The 14,364-nt window shown below is 65.3% G+C and carries 17 protein-coding genes; 9 read left to right on the top strand and 8 right to left on the bottom strand.

The window, feature by feature from the left end:
• Window positions 1-11: 11 nt before the first annotated feature.
• Complete coding sequence (locus ASD67_RS23430) at window positions 12-221, top strand: DUF167 family protein (protein WP_187141227.1); 210 nt, start codon at window positions 12-14, stop codon at window positions 219-221.
• Between the two features lie 101 nt (window positions 222-322).
• Complete coding sequence (locus ASD67_RS08205) at window positions 323-616, top strand: hypothetical protein (protein ID WP_056345822.1); 294 nt, start codon at window positions 323-325, stop codon at window positions 614-616.
• Window positions 617-719: 103 nt separating this feature from the next.
• Here ASD67_RS08205 and ASD67_RS08200 read toward each other — a convergent pair whose 3' ends face one another.
• Genes ASD67_RS08200 through sdhC form a run of 5 tightly spaced genes read right to left on the bottom strand, consistent with a single transcriptional unit; the run spans window position 720 to window position 5,487 of the window.
• A complete protein-coding gene (locus ASD67_RS08200; RefSeq protein ID WP_082544910.1) occupies window positions 720-1,721 on the bottom strand; it encodes a DNA cytosine methyltransferase in 1,002 nt (333 codons plus the stop codon).
• Window positions 1,718-2,824, bottom strand: a complete 1,107-nt coding sequence (locus tag ASD67_RS08195) for a restriction endonuclease, SacI family (protein ID WP_056345818.1) — start codon at window positions 2,822-2,824, stop codon at window positions 1,718-1,720. Before ASD67_RS08195 ends, ASD67_RS08200 begins: the two co-directional genes overlap by 4 nt.
• A gap of 11 nt (window positions 2,825-2,835) precedes the next feature.
• Window positions 2,836-4,638 carry a succinate dehydrogenase flavoprotein subunit gene (gene sdhA, locus ASD67_RS08190; protein ID WP_056345816.1) on the bottom strand — a complete coding sequence of 601 codons (1,803 nt, stop codon included), beginning with the start codon at window positions 4,636-4,638 and terminating at the stop codon, window positions 2,836-2,838.
• A gap of 1 nt (window position 4,639) precedes the next feature.
• Complete coding sequence (gene sdhD, locus ASD67_RS08185) at window positions 4,640-5,044, bottom strand: succinate dehydrogenase, hydrophobic membrane anchor protein (protein WP_056345814.1); 405 nt, start codon at window positions 5,042-5,044, stop codon at window positions 4,640-4,642.
• Entirely contained in the window at window positions 5,044-5,487 is a 444-nt protein-coding gene (gene sdhC / locus ASD67_RS08180; RefSeq protein ID WP_056345811.1) for a succinate dehydrogenase, cytochrome b556 subunit, read from the bottom strand. The genes sdhD and sdhC overlap by 1 nt, the downstream gene beginning before the upstream one ends.
• Before the next feature lie 140 nt (window positions 5,488-5,627).
• Here sdhC and ASD67_RS08175 point away from each other — a divergent pair, with 140 nt between their 5' ends.
• Window positions 5,628-6,467, top strand: coding sequence for a hypothetical protein (locus tag ASD67_RS08175; RefSeq protein ID WP_056345809.1), 840 nt, complete (start codon window positions 5,628-5,630; stop codon window positions 6,465-6,467).
• Here ASD67_RS08175 and ASD67_RS08170 read toward each other — a convergent pair whose 3' ends face one another.
• Both ASD67_RS08170 and ald read right to left on the bottom strand, forming a co-directional pair.
• Complete coding sequence (locus ASD67_RS08170) at window positions 6,468-6,713, bottom strand: hypothetical protein (RefSeq protein WP_056345806.1); 246 nt, start codon at window positions 6,711-6,713, stop codon at window positions 6,468-6,470.
• Window positions 6,714-6,734: 21 nt separating this feature from the next.
• On the bottom strand, window positions 6,735-7,850 hold the full coding sequence (gene ald, locus ASD67_RS08165) for an alanine dehydrogenase (protein WP_056345804.1): 1,116 nt from the start codon (window positions 7,848-7,850) through the stop codon (window positions 6,735-6,737).
• Between the two features lie 164 nt (window positions 7,851-8,014).
• Between ald and ASD67_RS08160 the strand changes: the two genes are divergently transcribed.
• The 6 genes from ASD67_RS08160 to ASD67_RS08135 all read left to right on the top strand — a co-directional run bounded on the left by ASD67_RS08160 (window position 8,015) and on the right by ASD67_RS08135 (window position 13,429).
• Window positions 8,015-8,479 (top strand): Lrp/AsnC family transcriptional regulator, encoded by a 465-nt coding sequence (locus tag ASD67_RS08160; protein ID WP_056347182.1) that lies wholly within the window; start codon window positions 8,015-8,017, stop codon window positions 8,477-8,479.
• A gap of 127 nt (window positions 8,480-8,606) precedes the next feature.
• Complete coding sequence (locus ASD67_RS08155) at window positions 8,607-9,959, top strand: methyl-accepting chemotaxis protein (RefSeq protein ID WP_056345803.1); 1,353 nt, start codon at window positions 8,607-8,609, stop codon at window positions 9,957-9,959.
• A gap of 55 nt (window positions 9,960-10,014) precedes the next feature.
• Window positions 10,015-10,707 carry an SDR family NAD(P)-dependent oxidoreductase gene (locus ASD67_RS08150; RefSeq protein WP_056345800.1) on the top strand — a complete coding sequence of 231 codons (693 nt, stop codon included), beginning with the start codon at window positions 10,015-10,017 and terminating at the stop codon, window positions 10,705-10,707.
• Window positions 10,697-11,593, top strand: a complete 897-nt coding sequence (gene bla, locus ASD67_RS08145) for a subclass B3 metallo-beta-lactamase (RefSeq protein ID WP_056345798.1) — start codon at window positions 10,697-10,699, stop codon at window positions 11,591-11,593. The genes ASD67_RS08150 and bla overlap by 11 nt, the downstream gene beginning before the upstream one ends.
• Window positions 11,590-12,561, top strand: coding sequence for a 50S ribosomal protein L11 methyltransferase (locus ASD67_RS08140; protein WP_056345796.1), 972 nt, complete (start codon window positions 11,590-11,592; stop codon window positions 12,559-12,561). Before bla ends, ASD67_RS08140 begins: the two co-directional genes overlap by 4 nt.
• Before the next feature lie 64 nt (window positions 12,562-12,625).
• Window positions 12,626-13,429, top strand: coding sequence for a hypothetical protein (locus tag ASD67_RS08135; protein ID WP_056345794.1), 804 nt, complete (start codon window positions 12,626-12,628; stop codon window positions 13,427-13,429).
• Between the two features lie 3 nt (window positions 13,430-13,432).
• Here the strand turns inward: ASD67_RS08135 and phhA are convergent, their stop codons facing one another.
• Window positions 13,433-14,305, bottom strand: coding sequence for a phenylalanine 4-monooxygenase (phhA, locus tag ASD67_RS08130; RefSeq protein WP_056345793.1), 873 nt, complete (start codon window positions 14,303-14,305; stop codon window positions 13,433-13,435).
• Window positions 14,306-14,364: the final 59 nt, after the last annotated feature.

Below are 14,364 nucleotides of genomic sequence, written 5' to 3'. Positions count from 1 at the left end.
GACGGCTTGCGGTGCGCGTCACCCCCGGCGCGAGCCGCGACACGGTGACGATCGCGGACGACACCGTGCACCTGCGCGTCACCGCGCCGCCCGCCGATGGCGCCGCGAACGCAGCGGTGCTGCGACTGCTCGCCGCCGCGCTCGACGTCGCGCCGCGCAACCTGTCACTGCTGCGCGGCGCGAGCGCCCGGATCAAGCTGATCGGGATCGCGCCGGACTGATCGCGATCGATTTTTTGCGGGTTAACGCTTTGTCAGTGGCTCCCGGCTATTGAGCAGGGTGTGACACTAGCGCTTCGAGCGCGTTAGACAGGGCAGGGAAGATGGCGACTCGCCGTTCGATCGGGGAAGATACCGCCGCGGGCATCGCGAATATTTCGCGCACCCGCCGTGCGCAGCTCGTTGCCGAGTTCGAAGGCGATCTGGGCATCGATTACAAAGCCCGCGCCAAAGCGATCGCCGACGCGCACCGCTGGCAGGTGATCAAGACGATCATCGTGTGGACGATCGCGCTGATGTTCTTCCTGATCGCGTGCCAGAAGCTCTGGATCATGGGCCAGGCCGTCGACGAACCCTTCTCCGACCTTAATTTCTTCCATGGGTGGTTTGGGGGTTAAGTCATCGACCCGCGAAACGGCTACCGCTGGACACCTGCGTGGCGCGATATCACCGGCGGCTGGCTTCAAACGCTGATCACCGGGCAATCTCAACGGTGACGGACTATGCTATCGCGCGCCTTATACTGTCGACCACCGCCGCCGCGAGTTTGGGTGGAACGGCATTGCCGACCTGAGAATATCTTGCGCTCTGGCGGCCAAGAAATTTGAAGTCATCCGGGAACGATTGGAGGCGCGCCGATTCTCGTACAGTCAATCGGCGGACCTCTCCAAGCTGACCAACTCTTGGTTTCTTCCCTGCCAGCAGTTCGGCGTGATAAATTTTTGTGACACCTAACGGATCGAGAATATGCGTTCGGTTCCCTCCAGCGCTCGCCGGTATCGTATGAGCCAGCCCCTCATAGTTGAGTGGTCGCCCTTTGCCGTTGAACATCATGCCGGCATAGGGCGATGAGCGCAGGACAGGGTTTTTGCAAAAGACAACCTTGGCGTTATTCGGCGTGTCCTGCGGAACACCCTTCAACGCCTCGCGGACGGTAAGATGGGGCACATTGGTCGATGGGCCATGGGTCGCTGCGGGGTATGAAAATATGCTTTTTTGGACATCCGACCGAATGCCAACGAGGAACAATCGTTGGCGGTTCTGCGCGACGCCATAGTCGGATGCCGTCAGAACTCGCGAAAAAACCGTATACCCCAAATCATAGAGCTCGAAAATACGCGCTTCCAGATAAGTGTTGAATTTCGCCGCCGCCAAGCCCGCGACATTTTCCATCACAAACGCCTTCGGCCGCGCTTCGCCAACCGCGCGGACGAATTCGGGCACCATGTCCCGCACATCGAACTTCCCCAATCGCTTGCCGCTGACCGAAAATGGTTGGCAAGGCGGGCCGCCCGCGACGAGGTCGATATCGCGAAACTGCATGAAGCTGACATCGCGCACGTCGTCCCCGATGTGCCGGACGCCGGGGAAATTTTCTTCATGCGTCTGAAGGGCTGTCTGATCGAACTCGACAGCAGCCTGGACATTCCAGCCTGCGTCCTTGAGACCGAGCGAAAGCCCCCCCGCCCCTGCAAAAAGATCTATTGCGTCCAGCAAGGTCAAATCTCCGCAACGATCTGCGCCCAAGCCCAGCGATGCTGAGCGTCCACGCTTTGTTCTTCTAAGGCGAGTCCCACAAATTTCAAGAAATCTCTTCGCCCTTCCTCTCCAAGGACGACCAGCAGCGACCGCGACAGGTGCAGATAGGATTCCCAATAGACATTCAATCCGGACGAAAATTCCTTCAACGCAATCTCTTCGATCGCCGTTCGGTCGTCTTCGGTCGCGAAAATGCGCTCGCCCTTGTCGCCATGCACGAGAAAGAGAAGCTCGGTTACTTCGGATACCCGCGCTTTCGTGACGGACGCACTCACCTGCGCCGCGGTCAGGAGGCGGTCCTTGACCTCGATCGCGGTGCGCCGACCCGCCTTGGAAAACGATACGTCACCCGGCGATTTTCCAGCGGCGTCGCTCGCATTGACATGCCGGGCCAGAAGATTTTCATATTCGAACCCAGCTTCGGAAAGACCTTTGAAGAGGGCATGAGCCACCGCTTGAAGGCGGCCGCCGCCCGATGAAACGCTCAAAAATTTCGAGACTGCAGCCTGCGTCGCATCGAGGCTGGCGCGTTGCGGAATGGGGTAGTCGAACGTTTTGTCCTGCAACAAACGCCTCAAACCGAACAAAACCTGCCTGAGAAGGTCGACGACCTCGTCGATCGACGCCGCCGCGTTCGCCCGCTCCAATATGCTCAGGGTGGCATCAAAGAGGATCAGCGCCTTTCGCTTTCCGCGAATGGAAGCATCAAACCGCGGGTTGCGAAACTGGTTGCTGACATAAGGGTCGTCAGCGTCGCCGAGGGGGTTGCCTATAGATGCGTTCCAAGGGACAAAAACGCGCTTGCCGAACTCGCGAGCATCCCAAGCGCCCGGCGCGCCGGATCCCTTTTGAAGTGCTTGCGCGTCGAGCGAAAAGTCGGTCGCTTTCCCAGCCAGCTGGATAATGATTGCTTTCTTATATCCTACCTCTCGCCCCGCGAAGATCGCGTCGATCTGTTCGGCAAGCCCGGTGTCGTGCGGATCCAGCTTCGGCGCGTCGGAAACCTCGCGCCACATATCGTCCAGCAGCAGACGCGCCGCGGCGGCATGTTCATTCGGAGACCGCACGTTACCCCACCTCAATAAACCCGAGCCTTCGGCTTGATATATTCGGCGTCGTCGGTGAGCGTATATTCGTGGACCGGGCGGTAATCGAGGCGGACGCCGCCGCCCTTGCCGCCCCAGCCGTCGAACCAGCTGATGCTGTGCTTCATCCAGTTCGGATCGTCGCGGTTCGGGAAATCCTCGTGCGCGTGGGCGCCGCGGCTTTCCTTGCGGTTGAACGCCGAGTGCATCGTCACCGTCGCCTGGCTGATCAGATTGTCGAGCTCGAGCGTTTCGATGAGGTCGGTGTTCCAGATCAGGCTGCGGTCGGTGACGCCGATGTCGTTCATCCGCTGATAGGTCTTGGCAAGCTTGTCCTTGCCCTCGGCCATCAGTTCGTCGGTGCGGAACACCGCGGCATGCATCGACATCGCGCGCTGCATTTCGTCGCGGACGACAGCGGTCGGCGAGCCGCCATTGGCGTTGCGGAAATGGTCGAGGCGGCCGAGCGCGAGGTCGGCGCTGTCCTTGGGCAGCGCGGCCTGCGCGGCGCCGGGCTTGATGATGTCGCGCAGCCGGTGGCCGGTGGCGCGGCCGAACACGACAAGGTCGATCAGGCTGTTCGAGCCGAGGCGGTTCGCGCCGTGGACCGACACGCACGCCGCTTCGCCGACCGCGAACAGGCCGGGGACGACGGTATCGGGATTGCCGTCCTTCAGCGTCACGACTTCGCCATGATAGTTACAGGGAATGCCGCCCATATTGTAATGGACCGTCGGCACGACCGGCAGCGGCTGGCGCGTCAGGTCGACGCCCGCGAAAATCTTACCGCTCTCGGTAATCCCGGGCAGGCGCTCGGCGAGCACCGCGGGATCGATATGGTCGAGGTGCAGGTAGATATGGTCCTTGTGCGGACCGACGCCGCGGCCTTCGCGGATTTCGAGCGCCATCGAACGCGACACGACGTCGCGCGACGCGAGGTCCTTCGCCGACGGGGCGTAGCGTTCCATAAAACGCTCGCCTTCGCTGTTGGTGAGGTACCCGCCCTCGCCGCGTGCGCCTTCGGTGATCAGCACGCCGGCGCCATAGATGCCGGTCGGGTGGAACTGGACGAATTCCATGTCCTGCAATGGCAGGCCGGCGCGGAGCACCATGCCGCCGCCGTCGCCGGTGCAGGTGTGCGCCGAGGTCGCGGTGAAATAGGCGCGGCCATAACCGCCGGTCGCGAGCACGACGGCCTGCGAGCGGAAGCGGTGGATGCTGCCATCCTCCATGCACAGCGCGATCACGCCGCGGCACACGCCGTCTTCCATGATCAGGTCGAGCGCGAAATATTCGACGAAGAAGTCAGCGTCATATTTCAGCGACTGCTGATAGAGCGCGTGGAGCATTGCATGGCCGGTGCGGTCGGCCGCGGCGCAGGTGCGCTGCACCGGCGGGCCTTCGCCCATATTCTGCATATGGCCGCCGAACGGGCGCTGGTAGATGGTGCCGTCCTGGTTGCGCGAGAAGGGCACGCCGGCGTGCTCGAGTTCGTAGACCGCCTGCGGCGCTTCGCGAACCATATATTCGATCGCGTCCTGGTCACCCAGCCAGTCGGACCCCTTGACGGTGTCGTACATGTGCCAGGTCCAGTGGTCGGGCGAATTGTTGCCGAGGCTGGCGGCGATACCGCCCTGCGCCGCGACGGTGTGGCTGCGCGTCGGGAACACCTTGGTGATGCAAGCGGTCTTGAGCCCCGCCTCGGCGCTGCCCATCGTGGCGCGCAGGCCCGACCCGCCGGCGCCGACGACGACGGTGTCATAGATATGGTCGATGATCTTGTAAGCTTCGGTCATGTCACATGCCCCCCGGGCCGAGCGCCATGGGCGCCAGTGCGATGCGGGCGATCGTGAAGATCCCGAATGCGGCGCCGCCGATGGCGTAGAAATTGAGCGCGACGAGCGCGAGCAGGCGCGTCGCTTCGCCGTGGACATAGTCCTCGATCAGCACCTGCAGCCCGAGGCGCAGATGGACGAAGATGCTGACCACGAGCAGGATGAGCGCGAGCGCGACCATCGGCTGCGACGCCCAGCGATGCACCGCGGCGAAATCGCCGAGGTTCAGGCGCAGGAGCGAGACGACGAGGAAGCCGACGAGCAGCAGATTGCCGAGCGCGGTCAGCCGCGCCTGCAGCCAGTGGTGCGAACCATGCTGGGCCGAGCCGAGGCCGCGAACCTTGCCGAGATGCGTGCCGTTGCCCATCAGAGTGCGCTCCCCAATATATAGAGCCATGTCGCGGCGGTCGCGAACACGCCCGCAGCGATCACCACGGTCGACCACAGCTTGTTGGTCTTGAGTTCATAACCCGCACCGGCGTCGAGGACGAAGTGGCGGAGGCCCGAAAACATATGCTGGAAAAAGGCCCAGGTCAGTCCGACCAGCACGACCTTGCCCAGGATGTTGGTGATCATGTGGAAGATGCCGGCATCAGGGCTGGGGTCGTGCCAGACGCAGGCGACGAACGCCGCATAGGCCTCGGGCCCCGCCGCGATGGCGTAGAGCCACCAGAGGAACATGCTCGCGCCGACGATCGCCAACCCGTCCCCGCTGGCGCGGTGGAGGATCGAGACCGTCATCGCGGGTCCCCATTTATAAACCTGCAAATGCGGCGAGAGCGGCCTGCCGCTCGGTTCGTTGCCAGCCATATCAGCCCCGTTTCTGACTCTAATCGGTCGATGGGCGCCGGTTTAGCGCCATGGCCGCGATATGCAATTGCTTAGGAGCCTTTGTTGCACGGCGCGGGAATATTTGCGACCCTGCGCCCCTTAGAACGGGGGAGACGGGCGTGATCAAGCGGAAAAACGCGGTTCTGGCCATGGCGGCCGTCGGCCTGATGGCGGCGGCGCTGGCGCCCGCCGCCATGGCCGAGGTCACCGAAGCCGAGAAGACCGCCAATGCCGAGGCGATGGCGACGGGCAAGCTGATCTATCAATATGACCAGGCGGCCTGGCACAGCACCGATGCGCTGCTGGCGTTGATCAAACCCGCCGACTATCCCGACCTGCGCGGCTGGGTCGTCGAACCGCATGACGACGGCAAATTGCTGGTCACCTATTTCGGCCAGCGGAACGGTCCGCGTTACGCGATCGTGCGTTATGTGATGCAGGGCGCGGCGGTGGTCGAAGGCGGGCTGGTGCCGAAAGGCGAGGATGCCGCCCTGTCGCCGCTCGCCAACCGGCTTGTCGACGCGCGCGACGCAGCGACCGAGCGCTTCGTGAAGGAAAAGCTGGGTTTCTGCACCGAGGGCAGCGCCAACAGCGTTATCCTGCCTCCCGACGGCAACGGACGGATACGCGCCTATATGATGTCACCGTCGGTGACCGCGGGAGTCTTTCCGCTCGGTGGCCATTACCGTTTCGATATCGACGCCGCCGGGAAAGTCGCCAGTTGGCGGCCCTTCCTCAAGAGCTGCATGATGATCGACTCGCGCCCCGACGAGGAGATGAAGGAGAAGGCTTTCTTCGTCGTATCGCACCTGCTCGACCCGCAGCCGACCGAAATCCATTATTTCGTGCGCTATAACGTGCCGATCGACATGGGCATCATCATGGCCGACGAGGACATCTGGTTGCTCGGAACCGACGGTTTCACCAACCCCAAGGGCAGCGAAATCGGAATGCCCTGATCATTTCTTCCCGCGGTTGGCGTAGAGCAGCGCGGCGAGCACCGCCGCCGAGCCGATGCCGATGCCGGCCGCGGCTGCGGCGGTTTTCCAGCCGGCCTTCTTGCCGGTTCCTGTCGCTTCCTTGTCGGCGGCCTCGGTCGCCTCGGCGGCTTCCTTTTGCGCCTGAAGTTCGCGGGCGGCGCGCAGGACTTCGTTTTCGCTTTCTTCGCCGGTGCCGGTTTCGGGGAGGTCTTCGCTGGGGGTCATTTTAGTCTCAAGTCCTTGTTGTCACAGCAGTGCCTGCTCCACAGGCACATAGTCCGTCCCGACCGCTTCGGCTACGGCTTCGAACGTCACCTTACCATTCCAGACGTTGAGTCCCTGCGCAAGATGCACGTCGCGTTTCAGCGCCTCTTTCCAGCCCAGGTCGGCGATGCGCAGCGCGTGCGGCAGGGTGACATTGTTGAGCGCATAGGTGCTGGTACGCGCGACCGCGCCCGGCATGTTGGCGACGGCATAATGGACGATGCCGTCGACGACATAGGTCGGATCGGCGTGGGTCGTCGCATGGCTCGTCTCGAAGCAGCCGCCCTGGTCGATCGCGACGTCGACGAGCACCGAGCCCGGGCGCATCGTGCCGAGCATGTCGCGGGTGACCAACTTAGGAGCCTCGGCGCCCGGGATCAGCACCGCGCCGATGACAAGGTCGGCCTCGGCGACGCATTCGGCGAGGTTGGCGCGGTTCGAGAAGCGCGTCTTGGCACGCGCCTCGAAAAAAGTGCCGACGCGTTCGAGCACTTCGGGATCGCGGTCGAGGATGGTGACGTCGGCGCCGAGCCCCGCCGCCATCTGCGCCGCGTTGAAGCCGACGACGCCGCCGCCGATGATGCAGACCTTGCCCGGCGCCACACCCGGCACGCCGCCGAGCAGCACGCCGCGGCCGCCGTGCGCCTTTTCGAGCGCGGTCGCGCCGGCCTGGATCGACATCCGGCCCGCGACCTGGCTCATCGGCTTCAACAGCGGCAGGCCGCCGTGCGGGCTGGTGACGGTTTCGTAGGCGATGCACACCGCGCCCGACGCCATCAGGTCGCGCGTCTGGTCGGGGTCGGGGGCGAGATGGAGATAGGTGTAGAGGATCTGCCCGGGGCGGAGCATCGCGCGCTCGACGGGCTGGGGCTCCTTGACCTTCACGACCATGTCGCAGGTCGCGAAGATTTCCTCGGCGGTCTGGACGATCTCGGCACCCGCCTCGACATAATAGCGGTCGTGCGCGCCGATGCCTTCACCGGCGCCGGTCTGCACGAGCACGCGGTGACCGTGGACGTGGAGCTCGCGCGCGCTTTCGGGGGTCAGGCCGACGCGATATTCGTGATTCTTGATTTCCTTGGGGGTGCCGATGATCATGCGTCGCTCTCCAATGCCGGGTGGCCGCCGATCGCGTCTCGCGTTGCCGACGACTCTCTGCCGCCGATATAGCAGCTTCGCCGCGCGAGGTGCTTGCATATCATGGTCCATTCCCCGACAAGCGCGCACAAATTGTGCGCGAAATCGCCCTGGAGCGCTTCATGATGGATCGGATCGACCGCAAGCTTCTCGACCTGCTGCAGCGACAGGGGCCGCGTCCCGCGGTCGAGCTCGGCGAAAGCGTCGGGCTGTCGGCCTCGGCGTGCCACCGCCGCATCCGCGCGCTCGAGGCCGACGGGATCATCGCCGGCTATGCCGCGCGGCTCGACCCCGACAAGATCGGCCTCGGGCTCGACGTCTTCGTCGACATCAGCCTGACCTCGCAGAGCGAGGAAGCGCTGACCGCCTTTGAAAGCGCGGTGAAGAGCTTCGACGAAATCCTGGAGTGCCAATTGCTGTCGGGTGCGTCGGATTACCGGCTGCGCGTCGCGGCGCGCAATGTCGCCGACTTCGACCGGCTGCACCGCCATTGCCTGTCGCGGCTGCCCGGGGTCGCCGCGATGCACAGTGCCTTCGCGCTGCGCACGATCAAGGCGTTCGAGGGCTATCCGGTGCGCGGCGAGGGCTGACGCGCATTTTTCGCGGCGCTGGTTAACGCCGAATTTACCCCTTCCCCACATAGATCGGTCATGATTTTCGCCGGTGACAGCGGACGGCAGCGCCGCGCGCCACGAACGATGTGAGGGAAGCAGGATCATGGTGAAGGAAAATCCGATTCATAAGCAGCAGATTGATCCGATCCTGATGTCGGATCGCTTCCCCTTCTATGATCTCGATGGCCAGCTGGCGGCCGATGGCGCCGAAATCGCGGCGATCGTCACCGGGCACGAGCCCGAGATGGCGCGCGCTTACTGGGATGCCTTCAACGGCCTGTCGCTCGTCGAACGCAAGGTCGAGGGCGACCTGCTGACCAGCTATATCGCCGGCAGCGCGAAACATATGCGCGAGAAATATGCCCATGCCGACGGCCAGGCCGCGGCGACGATCGCGTGCCAGAACACCCATATGGCGCTGCGCGTCGGGGTGCCGCTGGCATCGGTCCTGTCGTGCATCGGCGAGAGCCAGCGGCTGGCTTATCATTATGTGGTCGAGGCCTGCGCCGGCGATGCCGCGCGGCTGACCCGGCTGTGCGCGGCGATCAACCGGCTCGCGCTGCTCGAATTCGACATCATGGAAACCTATGCCGAGAAGCTGAACCGCGCGGTCATTTCGGGCGAGCGATTGGCGCTGGCCGGCGATTTCGACCAGTCGATCGCCTCGCTGGTCCAGGAAACCGACGGCGTGCGCCGCGAACTCGCCAGGCAGGCAGCCTCGGCCGACCATGCCGCCAAGGGCATGATCGCCAAGACGAGCGAAGTCGCCGCGGCATCCGAACAATCGGCGATCGCGATGCGCGAAGCCGCCTCGACCGCCGCGGGGCTGATCCGCGCGATCGAGGACGCGCGCAGCGAGGTCGAAGCCAGTTCGCACGTCGCGATCCGCGCCTCCGAACAGGCGGGCGAAGCCGTCGCCATGTCCGAAGCCCTGTCGCACCACGCCGAATCGATCGAATCGATCCTGGGCCTGATCCGCGAGATCGCGGGCCAGACCAATTTGCTCGCGCTCAACGCCACGATCGAGGCGGCGCGCGCGGGCGAATCGGGTCGCGGCTTTGCCGTCGTCGCGCAGGAGGTGAAGAGCCTCGCCAACGAAACCGCGCGCGCGACCGACGATATCGCCGGCAAGATCACCGCGATCCAGCAGGCGACCAGGGGTTCGGTCGCCGCCAACCAGTCGATCCAGGCGACGATCGTCGAGGTCCAGCATTCGGCGCAGCGCATCCGCGACGCGATGGACGCGCAGGCGCAGACGGTCACCTCGATCACCGCCGCGGTCGACGAAACCGCGCTCGCCGCCGATTCGATGTCGTCGACGATCGCCAGCATCCGCAACGATTCGGGCATGGTCGCTGGCGAAATCAGCGTGCTGAGCGACGAATTCGCCAAGATGGGCGAGCGGCTGCAGTCGCTCGAACAGGCCGCGAGCGAGTTCAGCCGCCGCGTTGCCTGACCGGCATGCCGACCCCATGCTTGGCAAGGTGACGGGGTCCGCTTAAGGGCGGGCCATGCAAACCCATATCCTGATCAGCGGCGCGAGCCGCGGCATCGGCGCCGCGATCGCCGAAGCGCTGGTTTCCGACACGGCCAAGGTCGTCGCGCTGTCGAGCGCCGACGGCGACCTCGCCGACCCCGACGTGCCGGGGCGCATCTGGAACCGCGCGCTTGCAGAGCTCGATGGCCGCATCGACGTGCTGATCAACAACGCCGGGGTGTTCGAGGCGAACCCGATCGACTCGGACGACGCCGGCTGGCTCGCCAACTGGAACCGCACGCAGCAGATCAACCTGACCGCGAGCGCCTTATTCTGCCGTTTGGCGGTGCTGCACTGGCAGCAGCGGAAGTCCGAGGGCCGCATCGTCAATATCGCGAGCCGCGCCGCGCATCGTGGCGACAGCCCGGCGCACTGGCATTATGCCGCGTCGAAGGCGGGCGTGGTCGCGATGACAAAAACGATCGCGCGCGCTTATGCGAAGGAGAATATCCTCGCCTTCGCCATATGTCCCGGCTTCACGATGACCGGCATGGCCGAGGAGTATCTGGAGAGCCGCGGCGGCGACAAATTGCTTGCCGACATTCCGCTCGGCCGCGTCGCGATGCCCGAGGAAGTGGGCGAAATGGCGCGCTGGTGCGCGATCGACGCGCCCGCATCGATGACCGGCGCGGTGCTCGACGTGAACGGAGCCAGCTATGTCCGCTAGAATCGCCATCCTCGCCGCGCTGGCGCTCGCCGGCTGCACGCCGCAGCGAACCCCTGCCCCCGCCGCGCCCGCTCCGACCGGCAAGGCGCTCGCGACCGCGTGCGAAGGACGCGACGGGTGGAGCGACGCCGCGCCGCCCGCGAAGATTTTCGGCAACACCTATTATGTCGGCACCTGCGGCATTACCGCGCTGCTGATCGCGACCCCCGACGGGCTGGTGCTGATCGACGGCGCGACCGCGGAGACCGCACCGGGCATCCTCGCCAATATCCGCGCGCTCGGTTTCGACCCCAAGAACGTCCGCACTCTGCTCGCGAGCCACGAGCATCTCGACCATGTCGGCGGGTTGAAGGCGCTGCAGGATGCGACCGGCGCCGCGGTGCTGGCGCGGCACGAGGCGGTGGCGACGCTGACCAGCGGCGAGCCCGAGGCGATCGATCCGCAGCGTGGTGCGATCCCGCCCTTCGCCGGGGTCAAGGTATCGCGCGAACTCAAGGATGGCGAGCGCCTGCCGATCAGCGACATCGGGCTGACGATCCACGCGACGCCGGGGCATACGCCGGGCAGCACGAGCTGGACCTGGCGCGCGTGCGAGGCGGGCGATTGCCGGACGATCGCCTATGTCGATAGCCTGAGCGCGGTGTCGGCGGACGATTACCGGTTCAGCGACCACCCCGATTATGTCGCGATGCTGCGCGCGACCTTTGCCAAGGTGCCGACGTTGCCGTGCGACCTGCTGATCACTCCGCATCCGGGCGCGAGCAACCTCTTCGATCGACTCGCGGGCGAGGCGCCGCTGGTCGACGCGAGTGCGTGCAAGACCTATGCCGAGGGCGCCGCAAAGCGGCTCGACGACCGGCTGGCGAAGGAAGCCGCAGCGAAATGAGCTGGATCGTCTCGCTCCCCTGCACCCGCGCCGAGGCCGAAGCGCTGTCGGGCGACATTCCCGAACTCGACACACGGCCCGATGCCCCCGTCGTGGTGACGCGCGAGATCGACGAGGATGCCGGGCAGTGGCAACTCGACGCCTATATGGACGAGCGGCCCGATGCGGCGCTGGTCGAATTGCTGCAGTCGCTGGCGCCGAGCGCCAAAGGCGCGAAGCCGGTGATCGAGGAACTGCCCGAGGAGGACTGGGTCACCCTCTCGCAACAAGGACTCGAGCCCGTGCAGGCGGGACGATTCTTCGTCCACACCAGCAGCTTTGCCGACCGCGTGCCACCGGGCAGTACATCCTTCCTGATCGACGCGAGCCAGGCGTTCGGCACCGGCGGGCACGACACCACCGCGGGTTGCCTCGCGATGCTCGACCTTATGGCGCGGGAGGGTGTCGTGCCGCGCAACATCGCCGATATCGGCACCGGCACCGGCCTGCTCGCCTTTGCAGCCATGGCGCTGTGGCCGCGCGCACGGACGATCGCATCGGACATCGATCCGGCGAGCATCTTCGTCACCAAAGACAATGCCGGCATCAACGGCGTGCCGCTCGGCCGCGGCGGCGGGCGGCTGGCGGTCGCGGTCGCGCCGGGGACCGACCATCCCGCGATCAGGCATCGCGCGCCTTATGACCTCGTCATCGCGAACATCCTCGCGGGGCCGCTGATCACCCTCGCCCCCGATATCGCGAGCGTCACCGCGCCGGGCGGCCATGCAATCCTTGCCGGGCTGATCTCACGCCAGATGGAGCCGGTGCTGACCGCCTATCGCGCGCAAGGATTTCGCCTCGCCGCGCGCGGCGGCAGCGCCGAATGGCCGTGCCTGCTGCTGGTCAAGCGCCGCCGTTACGGCTGGCGGCGCAAGGAGCGCGCCTTTCACCGCGCGAGCCCGTCGGACGCGAGTTTCGGGAGCTGGTAAGTCAGGTGCTGGAAATTCTCCGGCCATTTGCTAGGCTTGGCGCCGCGTCACCGGGAGACCTGCCATGAGCCTGATCGCCGCCCTCGCCCTGCTTGCCGCCGCCGGCAGCGATCCCGACCCTATCGTCGTGACGGGAACCCCGATCACCGCAGCCGAGGAGCGGAAACGCGCCGCCGAATTCGTGCGCCGCGCCGGTGTCGCCCGGCTCGAGCCGGTCGCGCGGTGGATCATGCCGATATGTCCGCGCACGGTCGGCGTCGATGACGCGGTCGCGGCGATCGTCGACAAGCGGATTCGTGCGGTCGCGGCATCGGCGGGCGCGCCCGTCGCATCGGGTGCGTGCGTCCCCAACATCGCCGTCATTTTCACCGACGACGGCGAGGGCCTGACCCGCGCGATCTTCGCCAAATCACCGCGACAGGCCGCGGCGCTGTCGCCCGTCGTCCGCGAACGGCTGGTCGAGGGCGATGGCGCGATCCGCTGGTGGTACAGCACCCGCGACGAGAGCCGCGACGGAATGCCCGCGGCGTCCGGGGTGGTGCGGCAATATAACAGCAGCATCGTCAGCACCCAGGTCGTGCGCGCGCTGCGGTCGGCGACGGTGATCATCGATGCCGAAAAGGCCGACGGGACCCTGCTCGACTCGGTCGCGTCCTATGCGGCGATGGTCGCGCTCGCCGAATTGAGCAGCAGGCCGCCGCCGCCCGAGGATTCGATCATGGCGCTGTTCGACGGCGAGGCGGGGCGCCGCGAATTATCGGACAACGACGCCGCGCTGCTGCGCGGCATTTACAGCCTGCCGCCCGACCGCGAAGCCTTTCAGCATCGCCGGCGGCTGGTATCGGAGGTCCGCAAGGACCGGGATTGAGAGTCAGCCGCTCTTGGCGAGCGCATAGTCCTGCGTGCCGCAGGTGATCACTTCGTCGCCGGGCAGGATGTCGGCGATCGCGATCGGCGGCAGCGCGTCGTTCGCGGCATAGAGCGGCGCGAAGTCGGTGTTCACCGTCGTATCGAGCAGCTGGTCGAGGCTGTCGATGACGAAATAATTCTGCTGGAAATCGTCGATCCGGTAATCGGTGCGCATGACGCGGGCGAGGTCGAAGCCGATGCGGTTCGGGCTGTCCGAATCGAGCGCGAAGACGCTTTCGGCATAGCTCGACACGATGCCGGCGCCATAGATGCGCAAGCCCCCCGCTTCGCGGATCAACCCGAATTCGACGGTATACCAGTAAAGCCGCGCGAGCTGTTTGAGCGCGTCGAATTTCAGGCTGCGCAGCCCGCCCTCGCCATAAGCGACCATATAGTCGGCGAATATCGGGTCGGCGAGCATCGGGACATGGCCGAAGACGTCGTGGAAGACGTCGGGTTCTTCCAGATAGTCGAGCTGCTGCGGGGTGCGGATGAAATTGCCCGCGGGGAAGCGGCGGTTCGCGAGATGGTCGAAAAACACCTCGTCGGGAACGAGCCCCGGCACCGCGACGACCTGCCACCCCGTCGCCGCCATCAGCCGCGCGTTGAGTTCGCGATAGTCGGGGATGCCCGGTTTCTCGAGCCGCAGCACGTCGATACCGCGCAGGAACGCTTCGGACGCGCGGCCGGGCAGCATCGCCGACTGGCGCGCGAAGAGGCGGTCCCACATCGCATGTTCATCGGCGGTGAAAACGTCCCAGTTCTGAGCGATCGTCCAGTCGGCCGCGGCGCCGGGCGGCGGGGTTTCATGGACGTGGGTAAAGCCGTCTTTCATGGGCCATGGTCTAGCATGGAATAGTTTCCAATGAAACCGGTCGTCTGGCGGCGGTGAAT

The organism is Sphingopyxis sp. Root1497, from assembly GCF_001427085.1.
GTDB lineage: Bacteria > Pseudomonadota > Alphaproteobacteria > Sphingomonadales > Sphingomonadaceae > Sphingopyxis.
The sequence above is the reverse complement of the archived record's forward strand: the minus strand, read 5'-3'. Positions and strand labels throughout refer to the sequence as shown.

Excerpts from the sequence above, each read along its gene's own strand:
- ASD67_RS08160 (WP_056347182.1), top strand. The coding sequence starts at position 8,015 with ATGGATCGGATCGACCGCAAGCTTCTCGACCTGCTGCAGCGACAGGGG.
- ASD67_RS08150 (WP_056345800.1), top strand. The coding sequence starts at position 10,015 with ATGCAAACCCATATCCTGATCAGCGGCGCGAGCCGCGGCATCGGCGCC.
- bla (WP_056345798.1), top strand. The coding sequence starts at position 10,697 with ATGTCCGCTAGAATCGCCATCCTCGCCGCGCTGGCGCTCGCCGGCTGC.
- sdhD (WP_056345814.1), bottom strand. The coding sequence starts at position 5,044 with ATGGGCAACGGCACGCATCTCGGCAAGGTTCGCGGCCTCGGCTCGGCC.
- sdhC (WP_056345811.1), bottom strand. The coding sequence starts at position 5,487 with ATGGCTGGCAACGAACCGAGCGGCAGGCCGCTCTCGCCGCATTTGCAG.
- ASD67_RS08170 (WP_056345806.1), bottom strand. The coding sequence starts at position 6,713 with ATGACCCCCAGCGAAGACCTCCCCGAAACCGGCACCGGCGAAGAAAGC.
- ASD67_RS08135 (WP_056345794.1), top strand. The coding sequence starts at position 12,626 with ATGAGCCTGATCGCCGCCCTCGCCCTGCTTGCCGCCGCCGGCAGCGAT.
- ASD67_RS08140 (WP_056345796.1), top strand. The coding sequence starts at position 11,590 with ATGAGCTGGATCGTCTCGCTCCCCTGCACCCGCGCCGAGGCCGAAGCG.
- sdhA (WP_056345816.1), bottom strand. The coding sequence starts at position 4,638 with ATGACCGAAGCTTACAAGATCATCGACCATATCTATGACACCGTCGTC.
- ald (WP_056345804.1), bottom strand. The coding sequence starts at position 7,850 with ATGATCATCGGCACCCCCAAGGAAATCAAGAATCACGAATATCGCGTC.
- ASD67_RS08155 (WP_056345803.1), top strand. The coding sequence starts at position 8,607 with ATGGTGAAGGAAAATCCGATTCATAAGCAGCAGATTGATCCGATCCTG.
- ASD67_RS08205 (WP_056345822.1), top strand. The coding sequence starts at position 323 with ATGGCGACTCGCCGTTCGATCGGGGAAGATACCGCCGCGGGCATCGCG.
- phhA (WP_056345793.1), bottom strand. The coding sequence starts at position 14,305 with ATGAAAGACGGCTTTACCCACGTCCATGAAACCCCGCCGCCCGGCGCC.